This is a genomic window from uncultured Stenotrophomonas sp., assembly GCF_913778665.1.
In the GTDB taxonomy this organism is placed as follows: Bacteria; Pseudomonadota; Gammaproteobacteria; order Xanthomonadales; family Xanthomonadaceae; genus Stenotrophomonas.
The window spans coordinates 613,803-637,738 of record NZ_CAJYVQ010000002.1; the positions used below are offsets into that span (position 1 = coordinate 613,803).

The 23,936-nt window shown below is 66.2% G+C and carries 19 protein-coding genes; 12 read left to right on the plus strand and 7 right to left on the minus strand.

Features of this window, described 5'->3' with window-relative positions:
• Window positions 1-37: 37 nt before the first annotated feature.
• A complete protein-coding gene (locus tag QZ853_RS03670; RefSeq protein ID WP_295570819.1) occupies window positions 38-1,390 on the minus strand; it encodes an aspartate aminotransferase family protein in 1,353 nt (450 codons plus the stop codon).
• A 104-nt stretch (window positions 1,391-1,494) separates the two neighbouring features.
• Here QZ853_RS03670 and QZ853_RS03675 point away from each other — a divergent pair, with 104 nt between their 5' ends.
• Window positions 1,495-2,991 carry an aldehyde dehydrogenase gene (locus QZ853_RS03675; protein WP_295570822.1) on the plus strand — a complete coding sequence of 499 codons (1,497 nt, stop codon included), beginning with the start codon at window positions 1,495-1,497 and terminating at the stop codon, window positions 2,989-2,991.
• A gap of 75 nt (window positions 2,992-3,066) precedes the next feature.
• Here the strand turns inward: QZ853_RS03675 and QZ853_RS03680 are convergent, their stop codons facing one another.
• Window positions 3,067-3,708: a hypothetical protein gene (locus QZ853_RS03680; RefSeq protein ID WP_295570823.1), complete on the minus strand. Its 642-nt coding sequence runs from the start codon at window positions 3,706-3,708 to the stop codon at window positions 3,067-3,069.
• 156 nt (window positions 3,709-3,864) lie between these two features.
• On the opposite strand from QZ853_RS03680, the gene QZ853_RS03685 reads away from it, so the two are divergent.
• A complete protein-coding gene (locus QZ853_RS03685; protein WP_295571133.1) occupies window positions 3,865-5,157 on the plus strand; it encodes an MFS transporter in 1,293 nt (430 codons plus the stop codon).
• Here QZ853_RS03685 and QZ853_RS03690 read toward each other — a convergent pair.
• The 3 genes from QZ853_RS03690 to QZ853_RS03700 form a co-directional block, all read right to left on the minus strand.
• A complete protein-coding gene (locus QZ853_RS03690; protein ID WP_004151683.1) occupies window positions 5,138-5,599 on the minus strand; it encodes a bacteriohemerythrin in 462 nt (153 codons plus the stop codon). The genes QZ853_RS03685 and QZ853_RS03690 overlap by 20 nt on opposite strands.
• A gap of 85 nt (window positions 5,600-5,684) precedes the next feature.
• Window positions 5,685-7,028, minus strand: a complete 1,344-nt coding sequence (locus QZ853_RS03695) for a diguanylate cyclase (protein WP_295571134.1) — start codon at window positions 7,026-7,028, stop codon at window positions 5,685-5,687.
• 95 nt (window positions 7,029-7,123) lie between these two features.
• Window positions 7,124-8,677, minus strand: a complete 1,554-nt coding sequence (locus QZ853_RS03700; RefSeq protein WP_295570824.1) for an MASE1 domain-containing protein — start codon at window positions 8,675-8,677, stop codon at window positions 7,124-7,126.
• A 559-nt stretch (window positions 8,678-9,236) separates the two neighbouring features.
• Between QZ853_RS03700 and QZ853_RS03705 the strand changes: the two genes are divergently transcribed.
• The gene (locus tag QZ853_RS03705) at window positions 9,237-9,692 is read left to right on the plus strand and encodes a hypothetical protein (RefSeq protein ID WP_295570825.1); all 456 of its coding nucleotides are present in this window, start codon (window positions 9,237-9,239) and stop codon (window positions 9,690-9,692) included.
• 159 nt (window positions 9,693-9,851) lie between these two features.
• Here QZ853_RS03705 and QZ853_RS03710 read toward each other — a convergent pair whose 3' ends face one another.
• Both QZ853_RS03710 and QZ853_RS03715 read right to left on the minus strand, forming a co-directional pair.
• The gene (locus QZ853_RS03710) at window positions 9,852-11,444 is read right to left on the minus strand and encodes an MASE1 domain-containing protein (RefSeq protein WP_295570827.1); all 1,593 of its coding nucleotides are present in this window, start codon (window positions 11,442-11,444) and stop codon (window positions 9,852-9,854) included.
• Between the two features lie 225 nt (window positions 11,445-11,669).
• Complete coding sequence (locus tag QZ853_RS03715; protein ID WP_345777873.1) at window positions 11,670-12,947, minus strand: FAD-binding oxidoreductase; 1,278 nt, start codon at window positions 12,945-12,947, stop codon at window positions 11,670-11,672.
• Between the two features lie 160 nt (window positions 12,948-13,107).
• On the opposite strand from QZ853_RS03715, the gene QZ853_RS03720 reads away from it, so the two are divergent.
• The 9 genes from QZ853_RS03720 to QZ853_RS03760 all read left to right on the plus strand — a co-directional run bounded on the left by QZ853_RS03720 (window position 13,108) and on the right by QZ853_RS03760 (window position 23,923).
• Window positions 13,108-13,869, plus strand: coding sequence for a gamma-glutamyl-gamma-aminobutyrate hydrolase family protein (locus tag QZ853_RS03720; RefSeq protein ID WP_295570829.1), 762 nt, complete (start codon window positions 13,108-13,110; stop codon window positions 13,867-13,869).
• Window positions 13,866-15,263 carry a glutamine synthetase family protein gene (locus QZ853_RS03725; RefSeq protein ID WP_249844527.1) on the plus strand — a complete coding sequence of 466 codons (1,398 nt, stop codon included), beginning with the start codon at window positions 13,866-13,868 and terminating at the stop codon, window positions 15,261-15,263. Before QZ853_RS03720 ends, QZ853_RS03725 begins: the two co-directional genes overlap by 4 nt.
• A 91-nt stretch (window positions 15,264-15,354) precedes the next feature.
• Window positions 15,355-16,464 (plus strand): polyamine ABC transporter substrate-binding protein, encoded by a 1,110-nt coding sequence (locus QZ853_RS03730; protein ID WP_295570831.1) that lies wholly within the window; start codon window positions 15,355-15,357, stop codon window positions 16,462-16,464.
• A gap of 149 nt (window positions 16,465-16,613) precedes the next feature.
• Window positions 16,614-17,780, plus strand: coding sequence for an HlyD family secretion protein (locus QZ853_RS03735; protein WP_295570833.1), 1,167 nt, complete (start codon window positions 16,614-16,616; stop codon window positions 17,778-17,780).
• Window positions 17,777-19,333 (plus strand): DHA2 family efflux MFS transporter permease subunit, encoded by a 1,557-nt coding sequence (locus QZ853_RS03740; protein WP_295570834.1) that lies wholly within the window; start codon window positions 17,777-17,779, stop codon window positions 19,331-19,333. Before QZ853_RS03735 ends, QZ853_RS03740 begins: the two co-directional genes overlap by 4 nt.
• Window positions 19,333-20,886 carry an efflux transporter outer membrane subunit gene (locus tag QZ853_RS03745; protein WP_295570835.1) on the plus strand — a complete coding sequence of 518 codons (1,554 nt, stop codon included), beginning with the start codon at window positions 19,333-19,335 and terminating at the stop codon, window positions 20,884-20,886. The genes QZ853_RS03740 and QZ853_RS03745 overlap by 1 nt, the downstream gene beginning before the upstream one ends.
• Window positions 20,887-21,018: 132 nt before the next feature.
• A complete protein-coding gene (potA, locus tag QZ853_RS03750) occupies window positions 21,019-22,155 on the plus strand; it encodes a polyamine ABC transporter ATP-binding protein (protein WP_053505166.1) in 1,137 nt (378 codons plus the stop codon).
• Window positions 22,152-23,084, plus strand: a complete 933-nt coding sequence (locus QZ853_RS03755) for an ABC transporter permease subunit (protein WP_295570836.1) — start codon at window positions 22,152-22,154, stop codon at window positions 23,082-23,084. The genes potA and QZ853_RS03755 overlap by 4 nt, the downstream gene beginning before the upstream one ends.
• Entirely contained in the window at window positions 23,081-23,923 is an 843-nt protein-coding gene (locus QZ853_RS03760; RefSeq protein WP_295570839.1) for an ABC transporter permease subunit, read from the plus strand. Before QZ853_RS03755 ends, QZ853_RS03760 begins: the two co-directional genes overlap by 4 nt.
• The last annotated feature ends 13 nt before the right edge of the window (window positions 23,924-23,936 follow it).

Below are 23,936 nucleotides of genomic sequence, written 5' to 3' on the forward strand. Positions count from 1 at the left end.
CCGCCCATTGTACCCGCTCGCCATCGCCGGCCCGGGCTCAGGCGGTGGCTCGGATCATCTCGCCCAGGGTGCCGGTGATCTGGTCGATCTGCGCCTTGTCCACGATCAGCGGGGGCGACAGCGCGATGATGTCGCCGGTACAGCGCACCAGCAGTTGGCCGTCGTGGAAGCAGCGGCGGAACACCTCATACCCCCGGCTGCCGGGGGCGTCGCGGCGGGGCGCCAGCTCCACCGCGCCAACCAGCCCGAAGTTGCGGATGTCGATCACGTTGGGCAGCCCTTGCAGTGCATGCAGCCGTTCCTGCCAGTACTCGCCCAGTTCGATCGCCCGCTCGAACAGGCGTTCTTCGGCGTAGACCTGCAATGTGGCCAGTGCTGCCGCGCACGCCAGCGGGTGGCCGGAGTAGGTGTAGCCGTGGAACAGTTCGATGGCCTGCGGCGGCGCCTGCATCAGCGTGGCATGCACGGCATCGCTGGCCAGCACGCCGCCCAGCGGCACCGCGCCATTGCTGACCGCCTTGGCGAAGGTCAGCAGGTCCGGGGTGACCCCGAAGCGCTGTGCGGCGAACGGCATGCCGACCCGGCCGAAACCGGTGATGACCTCATCGAACACCAGCAGGATGCCGTGGCGGTCGCACAGCTCGCGCAGGCGCTGCAGGTAACCGGGTGCTGGCAGGATCACCCCCGCGGAACCGGCGACGGGTTCGACGAACACCGCTGCGATGGTGGAGGCATCGTGCAGTGCGATCAGCCGTTCCAGGTCATCGGCCAGTTCGGCGCCCTGGCGCGGCAGGCCCTTGCTGAACGCATTGCGTTGCAGGTCCAGGGTGTGGCGCAGGTAGTCGACGCCACCCAGCTGCAGGCCGAAGGCCTTGCGATTGTTTGGCAGCCCGCCGAGCGCCATCCCACCGAAGCCGACGCCATGGTAGGCCTTTTCGCGGCTGATGAAGCGCGTGCGCTGGCCTTCGCCGCGCTGGCGATGGTAGGCCAGCACGATCTTCATCGCGGTATCCACCGCCTCCGAGCCGGAGTTGGTGAAGAACACATGATTGAGCGTGCCCGGTGCCAGCGCCGCGAGGCGCTCTGCCAGCGCGAATGCCGGTGGCGATCCCATCTGGAAGCCGGGCGAGTAATCCAGCGTGCGTGCCTGCTCGACGATGGCCTCAACGATGCGCGGCCGGGCGTGGCCGGCGTTGCAGCACCAGAGCCCGGCGGTGCCGTCGAGGATCTGGCGGCCGTCGACATCCTCGTAGTGCATGCCCTCGGCGCGCACCAGCACACGCGGTGCGGCCTTGAACTGGCGATTGGCGGTGAACGGCATCCAGTACGCATCAAGGGATTCCGGGCGCTGGGTGGCCAGGTCGTGCAGGTCGCTCGCGGAACGTTTCATGCCAGCTCCATCGGGGTCCGATGGCGTGAATGTAGCGCAGCCGCGTCACAGTGGAGTCGCGGTCACGCCGGTATAACCGGGGGAACTGTTCCGAGGAGCCCGACATGGCCGACTTCCCCGACCGCAGCCACTGGCAGGCGCTGTCCCAGCAGCTGTCGATGGCGAACCAGGCATTCATCGATGGCCGCTACGTCGATGCTGCCAGCGGTGTGCGCTTCGACTGCATCAGCCCGATCGATGGCCGCGTGCTGGCCGCGGTCGCCGACTGCGATGCGCAGGACGTGGAGCGCGCGGTGCTGGCTGCGCGGCGAGCTTTCGAGGCTGGCCACTGGTCGCAGGCCAGCCCGGCCCATCGCAAGCGCGTGCTGTTGGCCTTGGCCGCGTTGGTGGAAAAGCACGCCGACGAGCTGGCCCTGCTGGAAACCCTGGACATGGGCAAGCCGGTGCGCGACGCACGCCTTATCGACCTGCCCGGCGTGGTGCGCTGCCTGACCTGGACCGCCGAGGCGGTGGACAAGCTGTACGGTGAAATCGCACCCACCGGATCGCATGAACTGGGCCTGGTCACGCGCGAGGCCGCGGGCGTGGTGGCTGCGATCGTGCCGTGGAACTTTCCGCTGCTGATGGCCTGCTGGAAGATCGCGCCGGCCCTGGCGATCGGCAATTCGGTGGTGCTCAAGCCGTCCGAGCGTTCGCCATTGTCGGCGTTGCGGCTGGCGGCGCTGGCCATCGAGGCCGGTTTGCCGGAGGGCGTGCTGAACGTGCTGCCCGGCCATGGCAGCCGCGTCGGCGAGCCCTTGGCGCTGCACATGGACGTGGATGTGCTGGCGTTCACCGGCTCCACTGCCACCGGCGCAAAGCTGCTGGAGTACGCAGGGCGATCCAACCTCAAGCGGGTCTGGCTGGAGTGCGGTGGCAAGAGCCCGCACGTGGTATTCGCCGACGCGCCGGATCTGGACGCAGCGGCCAAGGGCGTGGCGCAGGGTATTTTCTTCAACCAGGGTGAAGTCTGTACCGCCGGGTCGAGGCTGCTGGTGCAGCGCTCGATCCGCGAGGACTTCGTGCGCCAGGTCATTGCCTACGGCCAGCGCATGCAGCCGCGCCATCCACTGGAGGCCGATGCGCCGATGGGAGCGTTGGTCGACGCCGCGCACATGGACAAGGTGCTGGCCGACATCGTACGCGCCGAAGGCGAGGGCGCGCGGCTGCTGCTGGGTGGGCATCGGGCCGAAGTGGAGGCAGGAGGCTGCTATGTGCAGCCCACCGTGTTTGACCAGGTGCGGCCGGAGCAGGCGCTGGCACGCGAGGAAGTGTTCGGGCCGGTGCTGGCGGTGCTCGGTTTCGATGAAGAGGCCGAAGCGGTGCGGGTGGCCAACGACAGCCGTTATGGGCTGGCGGCAGGGCTGTGGACGCGCGATCTTGGCCGCGCGCACCGTGTGGCCCGCCAGCTGCGTGCCGGCAGCGTGTGGGTGAATGGCTGGGATGGCGGTGACATGACCGCCCCGTTCGGCGGCTACAAGCAGTCCGGCAACGGGCGTGACAAATCGCTGCACGCGTTCGACAAGTACAGCGAGATCAAGGCCACTTGGATCCAGTTGTAACGACACGCGCCCTGGACGGCTGGGTGCTCTCCTGTAGAGCCGAGCCTTGCTCGACTGCCGTTCGCGGAATGCGGACTACCGGCAACGCGCGCTCATCTGCAGCACTGCCGCACGCAGCAATTCCTGGTCATCCTCCTCAACAGCGCTCTGGAAATAGTCCATGTCCTGCTTCCCCAGCTGGCACGGGTCGACGATGTACCCAGGCGGCCACAGCCCCAGCAGCTGCGCCACACCGTGCACGATCTGCTCCGGGGTCATCTGCCGGCGGATACGGAAGTAGTTGCGACGCGGTGCGAACGCGGGATGCACCGCGCGACGACCCAGCAGGCGTGGCGCGACGCCCGCGGCGCTGATGCCATCGCCACCGTCGATGCTGCCTGCAGGCAGGCCCAGGATCAGCGGCGCTTCAGCCACCGCTGCCTCTTCGGCAGGCAGGGCGGCCTGCGCCTGCGCAGGCGGGGCAGGGCGGCGATTCACCAGTGCCGCCGGGCGCGTTACCGATGCGGTGGGCATGGCCGGAAGGGACGGCGCCGGCGCCGGCAGCTCCGGTGGCAGCCAGCGCAGCGAGATCCGTGCGCCATCGTCGCCGCGCAGCACGATGCGGGCCGTGCCCCACAGCCACACCGTCATCAGGCCGTGCACCAGCAGTACCACCAGCCACGCCGTCATCCACGGCAGCTTCGGGGAATCGGACCACGACAACGCAGCTGCAGCCATCGGCAAGGCATCCATGCAGGGACCGGTGGCGCAGCCTAGCGGGTGTCCAGAAAATTTCCGTTGGCATCGGTGTCGGCTGAAACCATCGCTGCGTGTGGCCACCGGCCCGTGGCAGAATCGGTCGATCCACCACAACCTGTAGTGCCGATGTCGACGATCACCGCTGCCGCGCCACCTGCGAATTCTCCCCGCCGTGTCCTGCTGGCCAGCCTGATCGGCACCACCATCGAATTCTTCGATTTCTACATCTACGCCACCGCTGCCGTGCTGGTGTTCCCGCACCTGTTCTTCCCGGACAGCAGCGAGCAGGCGGCGCTGCTGCAGTCACTGGCAACCTTCGCGGTGGCGTTCATCGCGCGCCCGGTCGGCTCGGCGGTATTCGGTCATTTCGGCGACCGCATCGGCCGCAAGGCCACCCTGGTGGCCGCGCTGCTGACCATGGGCCTGTCCACGGTGCTGATCGGCCTGCTGCCCACCCATGCGCAGATCGGGCTGTGGGCACCGGCGCTGTTGGCGCTGTGCCGTTTCGGCCAGGGCCTGGGGCTGGGCGGTGAATGGGGTGGGGCGGTGCTGCTGGCCACCGAGAACGCGCCGCCGGGCAAGCGCGCCTGGTACGGCATGTTCCCTCAGCTGGGCGCGCCACTGGGCTTCCTGTTGTCGGCCGGCATCTTCCTGGTGCTGGGCCGTTGCCTGAGCCCGGGCGACTTCCTGCAGTGGGGCTGGCGCATTCCGTTCGTGGCCAGCGCGTTGCTGGTCGGCCTTGGCCTGTGGGTGCGCCTGAACATCCACGAGACCCCCGATTTCAAGCAGGCGCTGGAGCGCAAGGCACCGGTGCGGCTGCCGATGTGGACGGTGCTGCGCGATTACCCGGTGCCGATGCTGTTGGGCACGCTCGGGGCGTTCGCCACCTTCGTGCTGTTCTACCTGATGACGGTGTTCAGCCTGGGCCACGGTACCGCGGTGCTGGGCTACAGCCGCGAGCAGTTCCTGCTGATGCAGATGGCCGGCATGCTGTTCTTCGCAGTGGGCATCCCGCTGTCGGCGCGCTACGGCGACCGCTGGGGCACGCGGCGCACGATGATCGTCGCCAGCGTACTGATCGTCGGCTTCGGTGTGCTGTTCGCACCGCTGTTCCAGCCGCACAGCCCGTGGCTGGTCACCGCCTTCCTGTGCCTGGGGCTGTTCCTGATGGGCCTGACCTACGGCCCCTGCGGTACCTTCCTGGCGGAGATCTACCCGGTGGAGGTGCGCTACACCGGTGCGTCGCTGTCCTTCAACCTGGCCGGCATCCTCGGTGCGGCGCCGGCCCCGTACCTGGCCACCTGGCTGGCCGAGCGCTTCGGCCTGGTCGCGGTCGGCTACTACCTGTGCCTGACGGCGGTGGCGACGCTGTGCGCGCTGGTGGCACTGCACCGTCGCGCGTTGAGGCTCAACCAAAGAAACGCTTGAGCGTGCGCCCCAGCCAACCGCCGCCCTGGTGTTCACGGGCGAACTGGTTCAGGTGCGCCTTGACCTGTTCGGCGTAGGCCTGGTCGTCGCCGCGGATGTGGTTGAACAACCAGCGCGACAGCATGGTGCGCAGTTCGTCGCTGATGTCCTCGCCGGCCTGGAAGCGCATGCGGTATTCCGAGACGCGCTTGATGAAGACCTCATGCACACGCTTGTGCGCGGCGCAGAACGGGTAGCCCGCTTCTTCCATCAGCTCTTCCTCGAATGCGAAGTGCGACATGGTGTAGTCCACCACCTCGTCGATCACTTCGCCCACCGCTGCACGCTGCATGCTGGCCTGGGCCACGTGCAGGTGGTTGAGCATCTCGATGATGCGGCGGTGTTGTTGGTCGATCACATCGATGCCGATGTTCAGATCGTCCTGCCAGACCAGTAGTGCCATCCCCGGCTCCCCTTCATGCGTATGTCGGGGCCGACTGTAGAGCCGCACTTCGCGGGCGGCGTTGATCTGGATCAAAGCGTGCCGGTCAGGACAGCGCCGGTTCGCGTGGGCGCAGCGGGCTGGCCACCGTGGTGCAGCTGACCCGGTTGCGGCCGCCGGCCTTGGCCAGGTACAGCTGGCGATCGGCTTCGGAGATCAGCCGGTGCAGCGCATCGCGCTGCGGGCGCAGGCAGCACAGGCCGATGCTGACGGTCATGCGCAGGGTGGCGGTGCCGATGTCCACTTCCAGCGCAGCGATGCGCTGGCGCAGCTGCTCGAAGTACAGCAGCGCCTCGTCCTGCTCCATGTCCGGCACCATCAGGCAGAATTCCTCGCCGCCGAAGCGTGCGATCAGATCCTGGCCGCGTGCATGGGCGGCCACTGCGCCGGCCACCGCACGCAATGCATCGTCGCCGGCCTCGTGGCCGTGGGTGTCGTTGATGTGCTTGAAATGGTCGATGTCGATCATCGCCACCGCCACGCACTGGCCGTGCAGCTGCAGCTGTGGCAGCTGGCGCTGGCTCTGCTCCAGGAAGAAGCGCCGGTTGGGCAGGCCGGTGAGGAAGTCACGGGTAGCCAGATCCTGCAGCGTACCGATCAGTTCCAGCTGGTCCACGTTCTGCGACACCCGGCAGAAGAATTCCTCGCGCGAAAAGGGTTTTCTCAGGAAGTCATTGGCGCCGTTCTTCAGGAAGCGCGGGATCAGCGAGGCATCGGTATTGCCGGAGATGCCGATCACCGCCACTTTGTCGCGCGAACGCAGGGTGCGCAGGCGACGGGTGAATTCCACGCCCTGCATGCCAGGCATTTCCTGGTCGACCACCGCCAACCGGATCGCCGGGTGCGCCTCGATCGCCGCCAGGCCCTCGTTCCCGTCGGCCGCCTCGTGCACTTCATGGCCGTACATGCGCAGCAGGGCCGCGGCATAACCACGCGCGGACGGTGAGTCGTCCACCACCAGCGCGGCGATGCGGCGGTTGCGCTCCAGCCGCTGTACCAGCCACACCAGGTAGTCGATGCTGCCGGGGGTGTTCTTCAGTACGTAATCGATGATCTGCTGCTGCAGCACGCGCTTGCGCAGGTCCTCGTCATACACGCCGCTGACCACCACGGTGGGCAGGTCGCGCTTGAGGAAGAACTCGACCACCGCATCGCGGTCACCATCGGCCAGCACCAGCCCGGTCAGCACCAGGAACCAGCCACCGCCTTCGCTGAGCAGGCGGTCGGCCTCGGCCAGGGTGGAGGCGATCACCACCGGCAGTTCCAGGCGCTGCTCGATCGCCTCGCGCAGCATGCCGGTGAAGGCACGGGAGTTTTCGACCAGCAGGATCCGCTGCGGCAGCGGATCGGCCAGGTCGCCATCGACGGCGGCCTGCGGCAGCATGGGCATGATGCGGTGGCTCACGAGGGAGGGGCTCGGCACGGATAGCGGCGGTTTCGGGTGTAACTTTAGCGGCCAACGCTACGCGCCCCCGGAATTCGGTATCAGGCCGCCGCTGGCGACGCGTGGGTGATCGATTCATGCAGGACCAGTCGCAGCCGATTTCCTCGGCAGTGGACCGTGCCGCCGTAGGCAAGCATCCGGCCGGCCAAGCGCTCGACAGCCTGGTGGGTGGTGCGTGTCGACAGTGTGCAACCACGGTCGAGCAGGCTCACAACGGCGACGATGCCGCGACGTGCGCCTGCCCGGCCACTTCGGGCACGCACGCAGACCTGCCCGGTCTCCAGCTCCAGCAGCAGTGACACCGCCTCGATCAAGGAGCGGTAGATGGCCAGTTGCAGATCCACAGTCAGCAGGCAGGGATTACCCGCCAGCCTGGGCGGCGTGACGCGATGCGTGTTGTTCCATATCTCGCATGCGCCGCCTGCCTGCAGCGCAATGTACAACCCGACCTGCTCCAGTCCGGTGGGATAGACCATGCTGGCCTGCTCGCGGAACAGGCGTGAGTGCACCGATGACGCGTGTTGCAGGCTGCTCGCCACGGCATGATGACCTTGGGCCTTCAGCCAGCTGACCATCTCGCTGAGCGAACTGTCCATGCCCTCGCTCAGCTGCTTCAGATGGGCAGCCCGTTCACGCAGCTCGCGCTCGCTGGTCTGGTGGGAGCCACGCGCCAGGCGTCGCGTGGTTTCCTCGGCCACGCTGCGGGACCGGGCGCGCTGATGGTGGTAACTGATGCTGGAACCCAATGCCAGCAACGCGACACTCATCACCGCCATGTTCTGCTGGGTTGCGAATGTGCCCAGGTCGAAAGAGGAGGGCAGGCCGGTGCTGGGTGTTGCACCGTGCAGGGGGAGGTTCAGCAACGGAATCGCGATGGCCGCGCCGCGCCAGCCATGCATGAAGGTGAGGGCAATGGCGGGGAGGGCGGCCAGCAGCACCATATGCGTCCGTGTGGTGTGGGCGCTGACGCTTGTCAGCTGCATGCACAGGCCCAGTACCAGCATCACCAGGATCGCCATGGTGGTGGGGACGACAAAGCGGTTGGCCCACCCTGGATCGGCGTGCCGTCGCGACCAAAGGAAGGCCAGCGGCACCAGCGTGATGATGGCGGCGAAGTGACCAAAGATCGTCCGGTCGACTGCGTTCAGCAGATTGCTCGGTGGTGGGGTAGACCATAGAACATATGAAATGCCCAGGTTGAGACCTGGGACGAACAACGCTGCGCACAAGGACAGCGACAGCAGCCAGAGACCGGTGCCCGCCTCGGAGGGCATTCTTGTCCGATGCAGGTGGACCACCAGCATTGCCATCGGCATCAGCAGCGTTGAGGCGAGAATGACCCAAGCCAGTCCATAGCTGTCAATCATGGAGATGCGCAGCGTTGCGAAGTACGCATACTCGCCCAGCAGCAGGTAGGGCCACAGCCGGGTCGGGACGATCAGCAGTGCCGCGGCTCGGATGCCGGCCGGCAGGAAGAACTGATCCAGTGAGAACTGGCGCGAGATGAGGCAGCTGAGGGCATAGACGACCGCGAGTGCGATTCCGACGGGTCGGATGCGGAAGCTAAGTTCAATTGCTCCTTTGAGTCGGTCCAAGCCCGCGCCTCTCCTCTCGCAGCTACTGATGGCTGGCCATTTCCGCAGACACTATCGATAGTTGGAGATGGGTGCAATCAAGGTGTCTGGACTCCCTGCGAACTCTCGGCGACTGTGAAGAACCTGATTCTGGATCGACTGAAGACGAGTGGGCAGTGCACGGGTCATGAATGGACGTGGCGCAGGTGTGGTTTCGATCACCAGAATCCTGCAAATGCATCCGGCGCCCCCCCGGAATGGGCAGCGGCAGTGTGTCACTGTGGTTGCTGTAGACAGTGGCCTGCTGCAAGGCGGCATGGGACGCCGGGTCGGTTGTGGAGGTCCTGGGGCGGATATCGACGGTATCGGATGCAACTTCAGGGAACAGGATTTGCATCGATCTATCGGGCTATTCCCCATGAGTGATATGAAGCGCGCTCGGTCATGAAGCATGATGCTGCCGGGCGTGGCACGGTTTGGAAGTTGCTGGTCAAGTGTCAGTTTCAAGCTGTTAAGCGCTCTGCGAGGAGGAATTTGCCCTTGCAGTATGCTGATCGGATTGACGGTAGCATCCCTAATAATGCGTATTTCATCCAACCTGGAGGTTAGTGTGAGAAGCTTTCGAATTCATGCATTTGCTGGTGCGTTGATGTTGGCGCCGTTGTCCGCTTTTGCTTTTGCCCCGAGTGATGACCATGGAATCAAGATGGCTGCACGAGGACTTGGTCAATCGGCTCCGTTGGCGGAAAACCTGAGCGCGGATCCCGGCTGGTTGGTCTATGGGTTCGAGCGTGATGGCATGGACTATTTCCAGGTAAACGATCTCGCCGGGCGCGTGCATGTCGTGATCGGCAATGCCGCCGGGACGTTCTGGGTGCTGCCGGCAGGTGATCCGACCGCGAAGGTGTCGCTGCCAGAGCAACGCCTGCCCGTTCCCGCCAAGGCCACCAGAACGGTTGTCTACCGGGCGTCTGCATTCACGCTTGTCAGATACGCGACCGGTACTGACGTACTGTGGGCGGTCGAGGCACCTTGATTCTGCCTTTCGTCGGGATATCGGCGAGAGTCAGTATCGGGCCGCATGGGCACCCGGTGCTCCCCGGGTGCCCATGACATCGTGCATAAGCATGATGTGCGACATGTGGGCGCCATTCCGCTGTTTTGGCGTGAGCGGGTCGCTGGACCTTGAAATGTGCTACTGCAGCGCTGAGGGTGCGGGACAATTGGCCCGCGATGGAATACTGGGCACGTTCTCAAGTCTGACTTCGCGGTCGAGGAACAGGATCCTGACCCGATTGCGATAGCAGTCAACAGTCCCGTCGTAGGCGAGGGTTCGACCGGTCAGTCGCTCGAACGCTGCCATGGTTGTCTTCTGGGAAAGGCGGCCACGAGGATCCAGTAACGACACGACCATGAGGATTCCGCGCCTGGTGCCCAATCTGCCGCATCGAGCACGAATTCGAATCTGACCCCCCTCATGCCTGAGAAGAATGGAGACCGCATCAATCAGCGTGCGGTAAGCAGCCAGCTGCAGTTCCACGCTCAGGTTGCAGGGGTCACCTTTCAGGTCTGGACGAAGAACGCGCTCCGTCAGCTTCCATGATTCACGGATGCCACCTGCCTGCAGGGCCACGTAAAGCCCAAGGTGCTCAAGGCCCGCGGGGTACACCATGCTTGTCTGTTCGCGAAACAGCCGCGAATGGACATTCGAGGTATGCAGAAGGCTGCTGGCCACCGCATGGTGTCCCTGTGCTTTGAGCCAGTCGGCCAGCTCAACCAGCGACGTATCGATGCCGTCGCCGAGCTTTCGCAGATGGAGGGCGCGTTCGCGCAGCTCCATCTCGCTGGCCAGTTGCGAGCTCCTCGCAAGATGGATGGCGTCCCTCTCTCCCATCTCGCGCAGTCTATAACGGTGGTAGAAGTGCGTGATGCGGGACCCAAGCAGCAGCAACACGATGCCGCTGATTGCCATGATCTGCTGAGTGACGAAGGCCGCTTGATCGAATGCGGTTGGATGGGTGTTGGGCGTGGTCAGTCCGATGACCATGTTGAGCGCGGGGACTGCAAGGGCAGCCCCCTTCCAGCCATACAGGCAGGTAAGCCCGGCCGCTGGCAGTGCCAACAGCAGCAGGAACGTTGCCTTCAATGCGATCCATTCGGCGGGTAGTTGGGTTGCTGCGATCCCGATCAGCAGCATCATTGAAAGTGCTGCCAGCATCGGGGCCTTTCGCAGAGCGCTCCATTGCTGCTCCACATCCTGTCGTGCCCACAGCATGGCGATCGGGGCCACCGTCAGAATTCCGATGAAATCACCGACGCTGAAGCGCGCGGCATTGGTCAGGAATGGTGTGGAAGGGGGTGTTGGCCAAAGCAGATGGGAAAAGCTCAGGTTGAGCAGGGTGATCACCACACTGGAAGCGGCGGCAATCAGTAATAGGCCGATGGTCTGCGACTCTGTCATCAGTCGCCTTTGCAGCTTCACAATCAGCATCACCGCTGGCATGAGGAACGCTGAGGCAACAATGACCCATGTCAGGCCGTACTTCTCGATCATCGGCACGCGGGATTGTGCAAAGTACGCATATTCGCCCAGCAACAGGTAGGGCCACAGGCGCGGCGGGCACAGCAACACAGCCGCAACCCGAATGCCGGCTGGCAAATAGAACTGATCCAGCGACAACTGTCGGGTTGCCCAATAGGCAACTGCATAAAGCAAGGCCAGCATCAGGCCAGCCGGACGAATGCGCACCTTCAGCAACAATCCTTCTTTCCACCAGTCCAATCGCACGTCCCCCTCTCCTACGTGTCCCCTGTCAGCATCCATTCGCCGCGGGGCCCGGTTTTTCAGGACGGTATCGGTCTGCGGACGATTATGCAATTGCGCAGCTGCGCATTTAGGAATCTGACGAACCGTCCATCACAGTTGTTGCGTGAAAATCTGTGACGTGCGCAGCACGATCAGCGCTGCGGTGCGTTCTTCTGAACGTTTGATACAGGTTGAGATGCAGGTTCTTCACCACAACGCATCCCTCAGCTTGTACCACGACATCGCCGCCACCAGCAGCGGCGTGCGCAGCAGCCGCCCGCCTGGGAAGGGCGCATGCCTCAGGCGCTGGAACACGTCCAGGCGCTCGCTCTGGCCGGCGATGGCGGCGGCGATCACCTCGCCGGCCAGCCCGGCGGCGGCGACCCCGTGCCCGGAGAACCCCTGTGCGAAGAACAGGTTGCCGTCCAGCCGGCCCCAGTGCGGGGCGCGGTTGCGGGTGATGTCCACATAGCCGCCCCAGACCTGTTCCAGCGGCACGTCGGCCAGCTGTGGGAACACCTGGTGCATGCGCCGCTGCATCACCCCGCGCAGGCCCGGCGGCGGCAGCGCGGAGTAACTGGCGCGGCCACCGAACAGCAGGCGGTAATCGTGGCTGAGGCGGAAGTAGTCCAGCGCCCAGGCGGTGTCGGCCACGGCCATGTTGTTGCCGATCAGGGCGCGGGCGCGCTCGGCACCCAGTGGTGCGCTGGCGCCGATATAGGTCCCCACTGGCATGATCCGCCGCTCCAGCTCGGGCAGCAGGCCCTGCAGCCAGGCGTTGCCGGCCACCACCAGATGCGCGGCGCGCACGCTGCCTTGGGCGGTGTGCAGGCTTGGCCGTGGCCCGCGCTGGATGCGCACCACCGGAGAATCTTCGTGGATGACCACCCGCGCTGCGCGCGCTGCAGCGGCCAGGCCGCGTGCATACGCGAGCGGGTGCAGGTGCGCGCTGAGCGGGTCGAACATCGCCGCGCGGTAGCGCGGGCTGTCCAGCTGCGCGTGCAGGGCGTCACGGTCCCACCACTGCATCGGGTAGTCGTAGTGGCGCCGCAGGTGCTCGCAGTTGGCGCGCAGGTCACGCTCGTGGCGTTCGCGGATGGCGACGCTGGCATGGCCCTCCACCCAGTGGCAGTCGATGCGATGGCGGTCGATGCGCGCTCGCATCGCCTGCACCGCCTCACGCGACCAGTCGAACAGGTGGCGCGCATCGTCGCGACCGAGCTGGCGTTCCAGTTCGTCCACCTCGCAGCCGTAGCCGACCAGCGCCTGGCCGCCATTGCGGCCGGAGGCGCCCCAGCCGATCCGATGCGCGTCCAGCACCACCACGCGATGGCCGCGTGCGGCCAGTTCCAGCGCGGCGGTCAGGCCGGTGTAGCCGGCACCGAGCACGGCCACATCGGCCTGCACGTCACCCCGCAGCGCGGGCAGGGCAGGCGGTTCGGGCAGGCTGGCGGCATACCAGCTGGGCGGGAAGGCGGCACTCACTGCGGGCCTCGCGGGCGCAGGGCAACGGGGCAGGGCGGGGCAGGAGGATCAGCGTTCACGCGCCTAGTTTCGCCGATGCGCGACGGCCGTGGTGTGACGGCCACGACTTGCCGGCATTGCGGACAGGCGGGTAACGTGTCGGCACGCCAAGGAGTTTTCCATGCGTCGCCTGCCCTGGGTGGGGCTGCCCACCGACAGCACCGTGCTCGGCCATCACCGCTTTGCGGCGGCCGGCGAGAAGTACGTGCGTGCGCTGGTTGACGCGGCCGAAGTCACCCCCGTGATGCTGCCCAGCCTGCAGCCACCGCTGCCGCCCGCCGACTGGCTGCACGGCCTCGATGGCCTGCTGCTGACCGGTGCGGTCAGCAACATCGCGCCACAGCACTACGAAGGTGGTCGCAGCTGGCCGGGCAACCCGCATGACCCGGCCCGGGATGCCAACGCGTTTGCACTGCTGCGTGAGGCTTTGGCGCTGGATATGCCGGTGCTGGCGATCTGCCGCGGTTTCCAGGAATTGAATGTCGCGCTGGGCGGCACGCTGCATCCCCAGGTGCATGCGGTGCCGGGCCTGTCCGATCATCGCGAAGACCCGCAGGCGCCGGTGGACCTGCAGTATGGACCGGCGCATGCGGTCAGCCTGGAGGCCGACGGCTGGCTGGCACAGTGGCAGGGAGACGTGCGCGCGCAGGTCAATTCGGTGCACGGGCAGGGGATCGCACGCCTGGCCGACGGCCTGCAGGTGGAGGCCCGCGCCGATGACGGGCTGGTCGAGGCCGCGCGCAGCGCGCACCATCGTTTTGTGCTCGGCGTACAGTGGCACCCGGAATGGCGTGTCATGCAGGCGCTGTTCTATCACGCTATTTTCCGTGCGTTCGGCCAAGCTTGCCGAGAGCACCAACAGAACCGACTGGATTCCCGATGAGTTCCCGAACGCGCCCGCGCAAGACGGCCACGCCCCCCGCACCTCAGGAGAGCAGCCTGCTGCGCTGGTTGAAGGAGCGGCGCATCACCGAGGTCGAATGCCTGGTGCCGGACATCACCGGCAACGCGCGCGGCAAGATCATTCCGGCCGACAAGTTCTCACACGATTACGGCACGCGCCTGCCCGAAGGCATCTTCGCCACGACAGTCACTGGCGAGTTCCCCGACGACTACTACGAGCTGACCTCGCCGTCCGACTCGGACATGATGCTGCGCCCCGACCCGGACACCGTGCGCATGGTGCCGTGGGCGGCCGATGCCACCGCGCAGGTGATCCACGACTGCTACACCAAGCATGGTGAGCCGCACGAACTGGCGCCACGCAACGTGCTGCGCCGCGTGCTGGCCGGATACGCCGAACTGGGCCTGCGCCCGGTAGTGGCGCCGGAGCTGGAATTCTTCCTGGTGCAGAAGAACACCGACCCGGATTTCCCGCTGCTTCCGCCGGCCGGACGCTCCGGCCGCCCGGAAACGGCGCGGCAGTCATACTCGATCGATGCGGTCAACGAATTCGACCCGATCCTCGATCTGATGTACGACTATGCCGATGCGATGAAGCTGGACGTGGACACGCTGATCCACGAATCCGGCGCGGCGCAGCTGGAGGTCAATTTCACCCATGCCGATGCGATGGACCTGGCCGACCAGGTGTTCCTGTTCAAGCGCACCATGCGCGAAGCGGCGATGCGCCACGGTGTATACGCCACCTTCCTGGCCAAGCCGATGGAGAACGAGCCGGGCAGCGCCATGCACATCCACCAGAGCCTGGTAAGGGTGAGCGACGGCAGCAACGTGTTTGCCGGGGATACCGATGCCGAAGGCGAGTTCAGCCCGGTGTTCGGCCATTACCTGGGCGGCCTTCAGAAGTACGCGCCACAGGCGATGGCCTTCTTCGCGCCGAACGTGAACTCCTACCGGCGGCTGGTGTTCGGCGAGGTCTCGCCGAGCAACGTGCACTGGGGCTTCGACAACCGCACCTGCGGCCTGCGCGTGCCGCTGGATACGCCGGAGAACATGCGCGTGGAGAGCCGTTTTGCCGGCTCCGACGCCAACCCCTACCTGGCGATGGCCGCGACCCTGGCCTGCGGCCTGCTCGGCATCCGCGAGCGGCTGGCGCCGGACGCGCCGGTCACCGGCAGCGCGAAGGAACTGGGCTACAACCTGCCGCGCTCGCTGGGCGAAGCGCTGGACGGGCTGGAGCAGTGCAGCGAGCTGCAGGCCTTGCTGGGCGAGCGCTTCTGCCGGGCCTACATCTCGGTCAAACGCAAGGAATACGAGACCTTTTTCCGTGTCATCAGCTCGTGGGAGCGCGAGTTCCTGCTGCTGAACGTCTGAGCATGTGGAATAGAAAAATCCGCCGCCGGGGGGTAGGCTGGCACCCGTCGCCGGCCCCGCCGGCCCCCCTTTCCGCATTCTGGAGCACCCGATGAAGCTGCGTATCCTCACGCTCGGCCTGGCCTCCGCCATGCTTGCCGCCTGTGGCGGTGGCAAAGGCGGCGCGCAGGACAGCCAGGTCCTGAACGTCTACAACTACAGCGATTACATCGCCGAGGACACCATCCCGACCTTCGAGAAGGAGAGCGGCATCAAGGTGACCTACGATGTGTTCGACAGCGATGAGATGGTCGAGACCAAGCTGCTGGCCGGCAACAGCGGCTACGACGTGGTGGTGCCGACCCTCAACTTCTTCGGGCGGCAGATCCAGGCCGGCGTGTTCCTGCCGCTGGACAAGAGCAAGATCCCGAACCTGGCCAACCTCGATCCGGCGGTGATGAAGCGCATCGCCACCCAGGACCCGGGCAACCAGTACGGTGTGCCGTACATGATCGGCACCACCGGCATCGGCTACAACGTGGAGATGCTGAAGCAGCGTTTCGGCGGCAGCACCGACATCGCCAGCAGCTGGGACCTGGTGTTCAAGCCGGAGAACATCAGCAAGATGAAGGACTGCGGCGTGACCATGCTGGACACGCCGGCGGACATGATCCCGATCGCGCTGCACTACCTGGGGCTGGACCCGCACAGCGGCGACCCGGCCGAGCTGCAGAAGGCGGCCGACCTGCTGAAGTCGATCCGCCCGTACGTGCAGAATTTCCACTCCTCGCAGTACGTGGGTTCGCTGGCCAACGGCGGCACCTGCCTGGTGGTGGGCTGGTCGGGTGACATCATCCAGGCCCGCGACCGCGCCGAGGAAGCCAGCAACGGCGTGCACGTGGCCTACTCGATCCCGAAGGAAGGCGCCCCGCAGTGGTTTGACATGCTGGCGATCCCGAAGGATGCCAAGCACCCGGAAGCGGCCTACAAGTTCATCAATTACCTGCTGGAACCGAAGGTCGCCGCGGCCAACACCAACTTCATCCACTACGCCAACCCGATCCCGACCGCCACCCCGCTGGTGGACGAGGCGATCCGCACCGACCCGACCATCTATCCGCCGGCCGATGTGGCCGGGAAGATGTTCACCTATTCGATCAACACGCCGGAGACCGACAAGCTCTACACCCGGCTGTGGACCGAGGTGAAGACCGGCAGGTGATGTGACGGCAGCGCCGGGCCATGCCCGGCGGCGGCCGGCAGGCATCGGCGCACAGGAAACGGAGGCCAACGGCCTCCGTTTTTTTTTCACCTCACCTCCGCATCCCTTCCCCTACCGTCCCGTATGGCACCGACCAACGCCTCGAGACAATGACCGAAAAGCCCCAGCGTGCAGATGCCACGCCTGACGAAACCCCCTCCGCCGGTGACAAGCCTTCGCCGCTGAAGAATCCCCGGGTCCGCTGGACGCTGGCGATCATCGGTATCGTCGTGGTCATCACCCTGGTTGCCTGGCTGATCTACCACCTGCTGGTCGGCCGCTACCTGCAGGACACCAACAACGCCTACCTGCAGGCCGACGCGGTAGCGGTGGCGCCGCGCATCAATGGCTATGTGACCGAGGTGCTGGTGCAGGACAACCAGTGGGTCAAGGCCGGCGAACCACTGCTGCGCATCGACCCGCGTACCTATCGCGCGACGCTCGACCAGGCCGAGGCAGTGATCGCCGTACGCGAAGCCGACATCGCCGCCGCTGCCGCTGGGGTGCAGGGGCAGCAGTCCAGCCTGCTGCAGGCGCGCACCCAGCTCACTGCCGCCAGCGCCTCGCTGCGCTTCGGCAAGGCCGAACTGGCCCGCTTCACCCCGCTGGCGGCCAGTGGTGCCGATACCCATGAACATGTTGAGAGCCTGCGCCACGACGTCGAACGCGCGCAGGCCCAGTACGATGCGGCCAAGGCGCAGATCCAGGCCGCGCAGAGCCAGATCGAAGCCAGCCAGGCCCAGCTTGAGCAGGCGCAGGCCGGACTGAAGCAGGCGCAGGCCGATGCCGCGCAGGCGCGGGTGGCGTTCGAGGACACCGAGCTGCGTGCGCGCATCGATGGCCGTGTCGGCAACAAGACCGTGCAGGTGGGCCAGTTTGTGGCTGCCGGCACCCGCACCATGACCATCGTGCCGGTCGAATCGCTGTACCTCAGTGCCAACTTCAAGGAAACCCAGGTGGGCCTGATGCGGGCCGGGCAGCCGGCCGAGATCAAGGTCGATGCGCTGCCTGGCACCACGCTGCGCGGCACGGTGGAGAGCATTTCACCGGGTACCGGCTCGCAGTTCGCGCTGCTGCCGCCGCAGAACGCCACCGGCAACTTCACCAAGGTGGTGCAGCGCGTGCCGGTCCGCATCCGGGTGGACGCCGGTGCAGAAGCACGCAAGGTGCTGGTGCCGGGCATGTCGGTGGAAGTAACCGTCGATACCCGCAACGCCAAGGATGCACGCGAGCGCACGCGTGACGAGGCCGAAGGCACGGTCGCGCCGGCGCGATGAGCACCGCTGTCGCCTCTGCTGCGCCCGCCGCCGATGGCAAGGCCGATGCGAGTGCCTGGCTGGCCGTCGCAGCCGGCACCATCGGCTCGTTCATGGCCACGCTGGACATCTCCATCGTCAACGCCGCACTGCCCACCATCCAGGGCGAAGTGGGCGCCAGTGGCACCGAAGGCACCTGGATCTCCACTGCCTTCCTTGTCTCGGAAATCGTGATGATTCCGCTGACCGGCTGGTTCGTGCGCACGCTGGGCCTGCGCACCTTCCTGCTGATCTGCGCCACGCTGTTCACCGCCTTCTCCGTGATGTGCGGCCTGGCCGATTCGCTGCCGATGATGATCGCTGGACGGGTAGGGCAGGGGTTTGCCGGTGGAGCGCTGATCCCGACCGCGCTGACCATCGTCGGCACGCGGCTGCCGCCGAAGCAGCAGCCCCTGGGTACGGCGTTGTTCGGCATGACCGTGATCCTGGGCCCGGTGATCGGCCCCCTGCTGGGCGGCTGGTTGACCGAGAACGTCAGCTGGCACTATGCGTTCTTCATCAACGTGCCGATCTGCGCCGGCCTGGTGGCCCTGTTGCTGCTGGGCCTGCCGCATGAAAGGTCTGATTGGGGTGGCCTGCTGCGTGCGGACTGGCTGGGCATCATCGGCATGACCGCAGGCCTTTCCGCGCTGACCGTGGTGCTGGAAGATGGCCAGCGCGAGCGCTGGTTCGAATCCACCATGATCGTGGTGCTCAGCATCGTCTCGGTGCTGGGCTTCGCGCTGTTGGCGCTCTCGCAGTTCACCAGCAAGGCGCCGGTCATACGCCTCAACATCCTGTTCCAGCGCAGTTTCGGTGCGGTGTTTGTGATGGTGATGGCGGTGGGCATGATCCTGTTCGGCGTCATGTACATGATTCCGCAGTTCCTGGCGATCATCGCTGGCTACAACACCGAGCAGGCTGGCTATGTGCTGCTGTTGGCCGGCCTGCCCACCATCCTGCTGATGCCGTTGATGCCGAAGATGCTGGAAACGGTCGACGTGCGCATCATGGTGTTCGGCGGCATGCTGTGCTTCGCTGCGGCCTGCTTCGTCAATCTGGGGCTGACACCGGACAGCATCGGCCCGCACTTCGTCATCGGCCAGCTGCTGCAGGGCTGCGGGCTGGCGCTGGCGATGATGGCGCTGAACCAGGCCGCCATCACCTCGGTGCCGCGCGAGTACACCAGCGACGCATCGGGCCTGTTCAACGCCGCGCGCAACCTCGGCGGCTCGATCGGCTTGGCCATCATTTCCACCTTCCAGGAACGCCGCGCGACCCTGCACGTGGATGCAATCGGCAGCAGCGTCACCGCCAATTCGACCATCGCCCAGGATGCGCTGCACGCCTATGGCCAGCAGCTGGGCGATGCGACGCAGGCAATGGCCGTGCTGGCACAGACGGTTCAGATGCAGGCGATGGTGATGGCCTACAACGACCTGTTCTGGATCTTCGGCCTGATCGTGGTGGCGACCCTGCCGCTGGTCTTCCTGCTCAAGCCCCTGCCCAAGGGCGTTCCATTGGCGATGCACTGATGACTTCGACGACCTTGCCCCCTTCCTCGGCCCCATCCCTTCGCCTGCGCCGGCTGTGCCCGGCCGTCCTGCCGCTGCTGTTGGCCGGTTGCATGTTGGGGCCGGATTACGTGAAACCGGACGTGGCCACCGGCGCGACCGCGCAGGCGCGGCTGCCGCGCGCGGCGCAGGCCGGCGTGCAGCCTGCGACCCCACCCAGCCAGTGGTGGCGCGCGCTCAACGATCCACTGCTGGACCAGCTGGTGGACGAGGCGCTGCGCAACAGCCCCAACCTGCGCGCCGCCCAGGCCAAGCTGCTGGCCTCGCGCGCGCTGCAACGCCAGCGCCGCGCCGAGCAGCTGCCCAGTGTGGGTGCGGCGGCGGGCTACGCCAGCATCAAGGCGCCGGATTCGATTGAGAACAGCGTGCGTGGCGTGGGCGAGAACATCGCCGGCGTGGCCGAGGCCAACGGCCGCCCGCAGGAAGCGGCGCAGCTGCGCCAGCAGTTCGCCGACATCGATCTGGACACCGAACTCTACGTGGCCGGTTTCGACGCCAGCTGGGAGCTGGACCTGTTCGGTCGGCGGCGTCGCGCCGCCGAGCAGGCGGCCGCCGAAGCCGAGGCCAACGCGGCCGCCCTGGCCGATGCGCAGGTGCAGCTGGCCGCGGAGCTGACCCAAGCCTACCTGGGCTACCGCAGCAGCCGCGAGCGTATCGCGCTGGCCGAACACAATCTTCGTGCCGCCGATGAAAGCCTGCAGCTGACCCGTCAACGCCGCCAGCGCGGCGCCGATTCCGACCTGCAGGTCGAGCGCGCGCAGGCCCAGCTGCAGCAGCAGCAGGCCGCGCTGCCGCCACTGCAGGCGCAGGCCGATGAGGCGCGCGACGTACTGGCCCTGATGGTCGGCCGCGAGCCAGGGGCGCTGGATGCGCGGTTGGCAGCGGACCAGCCTTTGCCGGTGTTGCCGGCCAGCGTGCAGGTGGATGACGCGGGTGCGCTGATCCAGCGCCGGCCGGATGTGCGCAAGGCCGAGCGCGAACTGGCGGCCTCCTCGGCGCAGATCGGCCAGGCGATCTCGGCCTACTTCCCGCAGGTGACCCTGCTGGGCAGCATCGGGGCGGGCGCCACATCGGTGTCTGACCTGGGGCGGGACTCGGCCGCCACCATCGTGGCCCCGTTCCTGCGCTGGTCGCTGTTCGACTTCGGCGTGAACAAGGCGCGCGTGGCCCAGGCGCGTGCCGGCAACGAGGCCCGGCTGGCGGCCTACGAGGGCACAGTGCTGGCGGCGCTGCAGGACGCCAACACCGCGTTGGCGCGCTTCGGGGCGGCCCGCCAGCAGCTGCAGGCCAGTGTCCGCGCCGAGGCCTCGGCAGACCGTTCGCTGGCACTGATGAGCCAGCGCCGGCAGGCGGGGGCCACTTCGCAGATCGACCTGCTGGACGTACAGCGCCAACGCCTGCAGGCGCAGGATGCCGCTGCCCAGGCGCGGCTGCAGTTGCTGGTGCGCTACGTGGCCCTGCAGAAGAGCCTGGGACTGGGCTGGCAGGATGCCCCGCCGGTGGCTGTGCGTTGACCCTTTCCGCCGGGCCATGCCCGGCGAGCGCAGTGGCCTGGCGTCCCGCGCCCGCCACAGCACGTCATACCGCCATCGCCCCCCGGCCGGTAGAATGGCGGCCGCTGTCCACCGCTCGCTCCCGGAGCCCCCATGCCCGTTGAAGCCCAGCCGGTAGCCGCCGTCGTCGACACGACCGGTGCGCCCGGCTACCTTTCCATTCGTGACCTGCGCAAGGAATTCGACGGTTTCGTCGCCGTCGACGACGTCAATCTGGACGTGCGCAAGGGCGAGATCTTTGCCCTGCTCGGTGGCTCCGGCAGTGGTAAATCGACCCTGCTGCGCTGCCTCGGTGGCTTCGAGACGCCCACCAAGGGCAGCATCACCCTCGATGGCCAACGCCTGGACGCGCTGCCGCCGTACCAGCGGCCCGTCAACATGATGTTCCAGTCCTACGCCCTGTTCCCGCATATGACGGTCGAGCAGAACATCGCCTTCGGGCTGAAGCAGGATGGCCTGGGCAAGGACGCGATCAGCAAGCGCGTCGGCGAGATGCTGGACCTGGTGCAGATGGGCCATCTGGGCAAGCGCAAGCCGCACCAGCTCTCCGGTGGCCAGCAGCAGCGCGTGGCGCTGGCGCGGTCGCTGGCCAAGGGGCCGAAGCTGCTGCTGCTGGACGAGCCGATGGGCGCACTGGACAAGAAGCTGCGCTCGCAGATGCAGCTGGAACTGGTCAGCATCATCGAATCGTCGGGCGTGACCTGCGTGATGGTCACCCACGACCAGGAAGAAGCGATGACCATGGCTACCCGCATCGCGGTGATGGATGCGGGCTGGATCCAGCAGGTCGGCAAGCCCGACGAGGTCTACGAGCAGCCGGCCAACCGCTTCGTCGCCGAGTTCATCGGTTCGGTCAACCTGTTCGACGGGGTGATCGACGAGGACCTGCCTGAGTACGTGACCGTGCGCTCGCCGCTGTTCCCGGCGCCGATCTACATCGCGCACGGCATCACCTGCTATGAAGGGCAGCCGGTCGCGTTCGCGCTGCGCCCGGAGAAGGTGATGATCGGCAAGGACGAGCCGGAAGGGCACACCAACAAGGCCCAGGGCGTGATCGAGGACATCGCCTATTTCGGCAGCCACTCGGTCTACCACGTGCGCCTGCCCAGCGGTGCCAAGGTGCTGGCCAACTTCGCCAACTCGCAGCGCTGGGCCAGCGATGGCCTGACCTGGGGCGACAGCGTGTGGGTGCACTGGCGCGACAACGACGGCGTGGTGCTCACCTCATGAGCGTCGCCGGCCTGAAGCGCTGGCTGCCGGGGCTGCGTGCCACGGTGATCGGCATTCCGTACCTGTGGCTGCTGCTGTTCTTCGCAGTGCCGTTCCTGATCGTGCTGATGATCAGCTTCTCGCTCAGCCGGGTCGGCTCGCCGCCGTATACCTGGCTGCTGCAGTACGTGGACGGCGGCTTCTCGCTGAAGCTGAACCTGGAAAACTACCTGGCGCTGTTCCGCGATTCGATCTATGCGCAGGCGTTCCTGAGTTCGATCAAGATCGCGGCGATTTCCACCTTCCTGACCCTGCTGATCGGCTACCCGATGGCCTATGCCATCGCCCGCCTGTCACCGGCCGCGCGCAACGTGGCGATGATGCTGGTGGTGCTGCCGTCGTGGACCTCGTTCCTGATCCGCGTGTATGCGTGGAAGGCAATCCTGGACCGCAATGGCCTGCTCGACCAGTTCCTGCAGTTCACCGGCCTGCAGTCGCTGATGACCAGCCTGGGCCTGCCCAAGCTGCAGCTGATCGATACGCCGACCGCAGCCTACATCGGCATCGTCTACTGCTACCTGCCGTTCATGGTGCTGCCGCTGTACGCCAACCTGGTCAAGCATGACCACCGCCTGCTGGAAGCGGCCTACGACCTCGGTGCCAGGCCCTGGCAGGCGTTCCTGCGCATCACCCTGCCGTTGTCCAAGGCGGGCATCATCGCCGGCTGCATGCTGGTGATGATTCCGGCCATCGGTGAATTCGTGATTCCGGAAATGCTGGGTGGCTCGGAGACACTGATGGTGGGCCGCCAGCTGTGGAACGAGTTCTTCAACAACCGCAACTGGCCGGGGGCCTCGGCGATGGCGGTGGCGATGATCCTGTTGCTGCTGGTGCCGATCCTGCTGTTCAACCGTTCCCAGCAGCGTTTGCTGGAAGGGAAACAGGCATGAGCCCGCGTACCGTCAAGGGCCTGGGACTGGGCGTGCTGCTGCTGGGCTTCGCGTTCCTGTACCTTCCGATCCTGCTGTTGATGTTCTATTCGTTCAACAGCTCGCGGCTGGCGATGGTCTGGGCCGGGTTCTCCACCCGTGCCTACAGCGACCTGTTCGCCGACCGTGCGCTGATGGACGCGATGTGGACCAGCCTGGTGGTGGCGTTCTGGACCGCCTGTACCGCCACCGTGCTGGGCACGCTGGCCGCCATGGTGATGACCCGCTTCAAGCGTTTCCGCGGCAAGCCGCTGTTCGGCGCACTGGTCACTGCACCGCTGGTGATGCCGGACGTCATCCTCGGTTTCTCGCTGATGGCGTTGCTGGCCTCGATGGGGGCGATTCCCGGCTTCCCGGCACGCGGCCTGACCACCATCTGGATCGCGCACGTCACCTTCACCCTGTGCTTCGTCACCGTGGTGGTGTCTTCGCGCCTGCAGGAAATGGACCTGTCGCTGGAAGAAGCGGCGATGGACCTGGGCGCGAGCCGGTTGACCGTATTCGGCCGCATCACCCTGCCGATCATCGCACCGGCGCTGGTGGCGGGTTGGTTGCTGGCCTTCACCCTGTCGCTGGATGACGTGGTGGTTGCCAGCTTCGTCGCCACACCGGGCTCGACCACGCTGCCGATGAAGGTGTTCGCTTCGGTGCGCATGGGTATCAGCCCGAAGATCAATGCGCTGGCCACGCTGCTGGTGTCAGCGGTGTCGATCGCCGCGGTGATCGGCTGGTACATCAATGCGCGAGCAGAAAAGCGCCGCCAGCGCGATCTGCAGCTGGCGAGGCAGGACAACGGCTGACGCCGCAGCTACA

What these genes read in the sequence shown, in the direction of transcription:
- QZ853_RS03675 (WP_295570822.1), top strand. Translation starts at nt 1,495, where the DNA reads ATGGCCGACTTCCCCGACCGCAGCCACTGGCAGGCGCTGTCCCAGCAG.
- QZ853_RS03690 (WP_004151683.1), bottom strand. Translation starts at nt 5,599, where the DNA reads ATGGCACTACTGGTCTGGCAGGACGATCTGAACATCGGCATCGATGTG.
- QZ853_RS03720 (WP_295570829.1), top strand. Translation starts at nt 13,108, where the DNA reads ATGCGTCGCCTGCCCTGGGTGGGGCTGCCCACCGACAGCACCGTGCTC.
- QZ853_RS03725 (WP_249844527.1), top strand. Translation starts at nt 13,866, where the DNA reads ATGAGTTCCCGAACGCGCCCGCGCAAGACGGCCACGCCCCCCGCACCT.
- QZ853_RS03680 (WP_295570823.1), bottom strand. Translation starts at nt 3,708, where the DNA reads ATGGCTGCAGCTGCGTTGTCGTGGTCCGATTCCCCGAAGCTGCCGTGG.
- QZ853_RS03695 (WP_295571134.1), bottom strand. Translation starts at nt 7,028, where the DNA reads ATGCCCATGCTGCCGCAGGCCGCCGTCGATGGCGACCTGGCCGATCCG.
- potA (WP_053505166.1), top strand. Translation starts at nt 21,019, where the DNA reads ATGCCCGTTGAAGCCCAGCCGGTAGCCGCCGTCGTCGACACGACCGGT.
- QZ853_RS03730 (WP_295570831.1), top strand. Translation starts at nt 15,355, where the DNA reads ATGAAGCTGCGTATCCTCACGCTCGGCCTGGCCTCCGCCATGCTTGCC.
- QZ853_RS03740 (WP_295570834.1), top strand. Translation starts at nt 17,777, where the DNA reads ATGAGCACCGCTGTCGCCTCTGCTGCGCCCGCCGCCGATGGCAAGGCC.
- QZ853_RS03670 (WP_295570819.1), bottom strand. Translation starts at nt 1,390, where the DNA reads ATGAAACGTTCCGCGAGCGACCTGCACGACCTGGCCACCCAGCGCCCG.
- QZ853_RS03760 (WP_295570839.1), top strand. Translation starts at nt 23,081, where the DNA reads ATGAGCCCGCGTACCGTCAAGGGCCTGGGACTGGGCGTGCTGCTGCTG.
- QZ853_RS03755 (WP_295570836.1), top strand. Translation starts at nt 22,152, where the DNA reads ATGAGCGTCGCCGGCCTGAAGCGCTGGCTGCCGGGGCTGCGTGCCACG.
- QZ853_RS03745 (WP_295570835.1), top strand. Translation starts at nt 19,333, where the DNA reads ATGACTTCGACGACCTTGCCCCCTTCCTCGGCCCCATCCCTTCGCCTG.
- QZ853_RS03735 (WP_295570833.1), top strand. Translation starts at nt 16,614, where the DNA reads ATGACCGAAAAGCCCCAGCGTGCAGATGCCACGCCTGACGAAACCCCC.
- QZ853_RS03705 (WP_295570825.1), top strand. Translation starts at nt 9,237, where the DNA reads ATGCGTATTTCATCCAACCTGGAGGTTAGTGTGAGAAGCTTTCGAATT.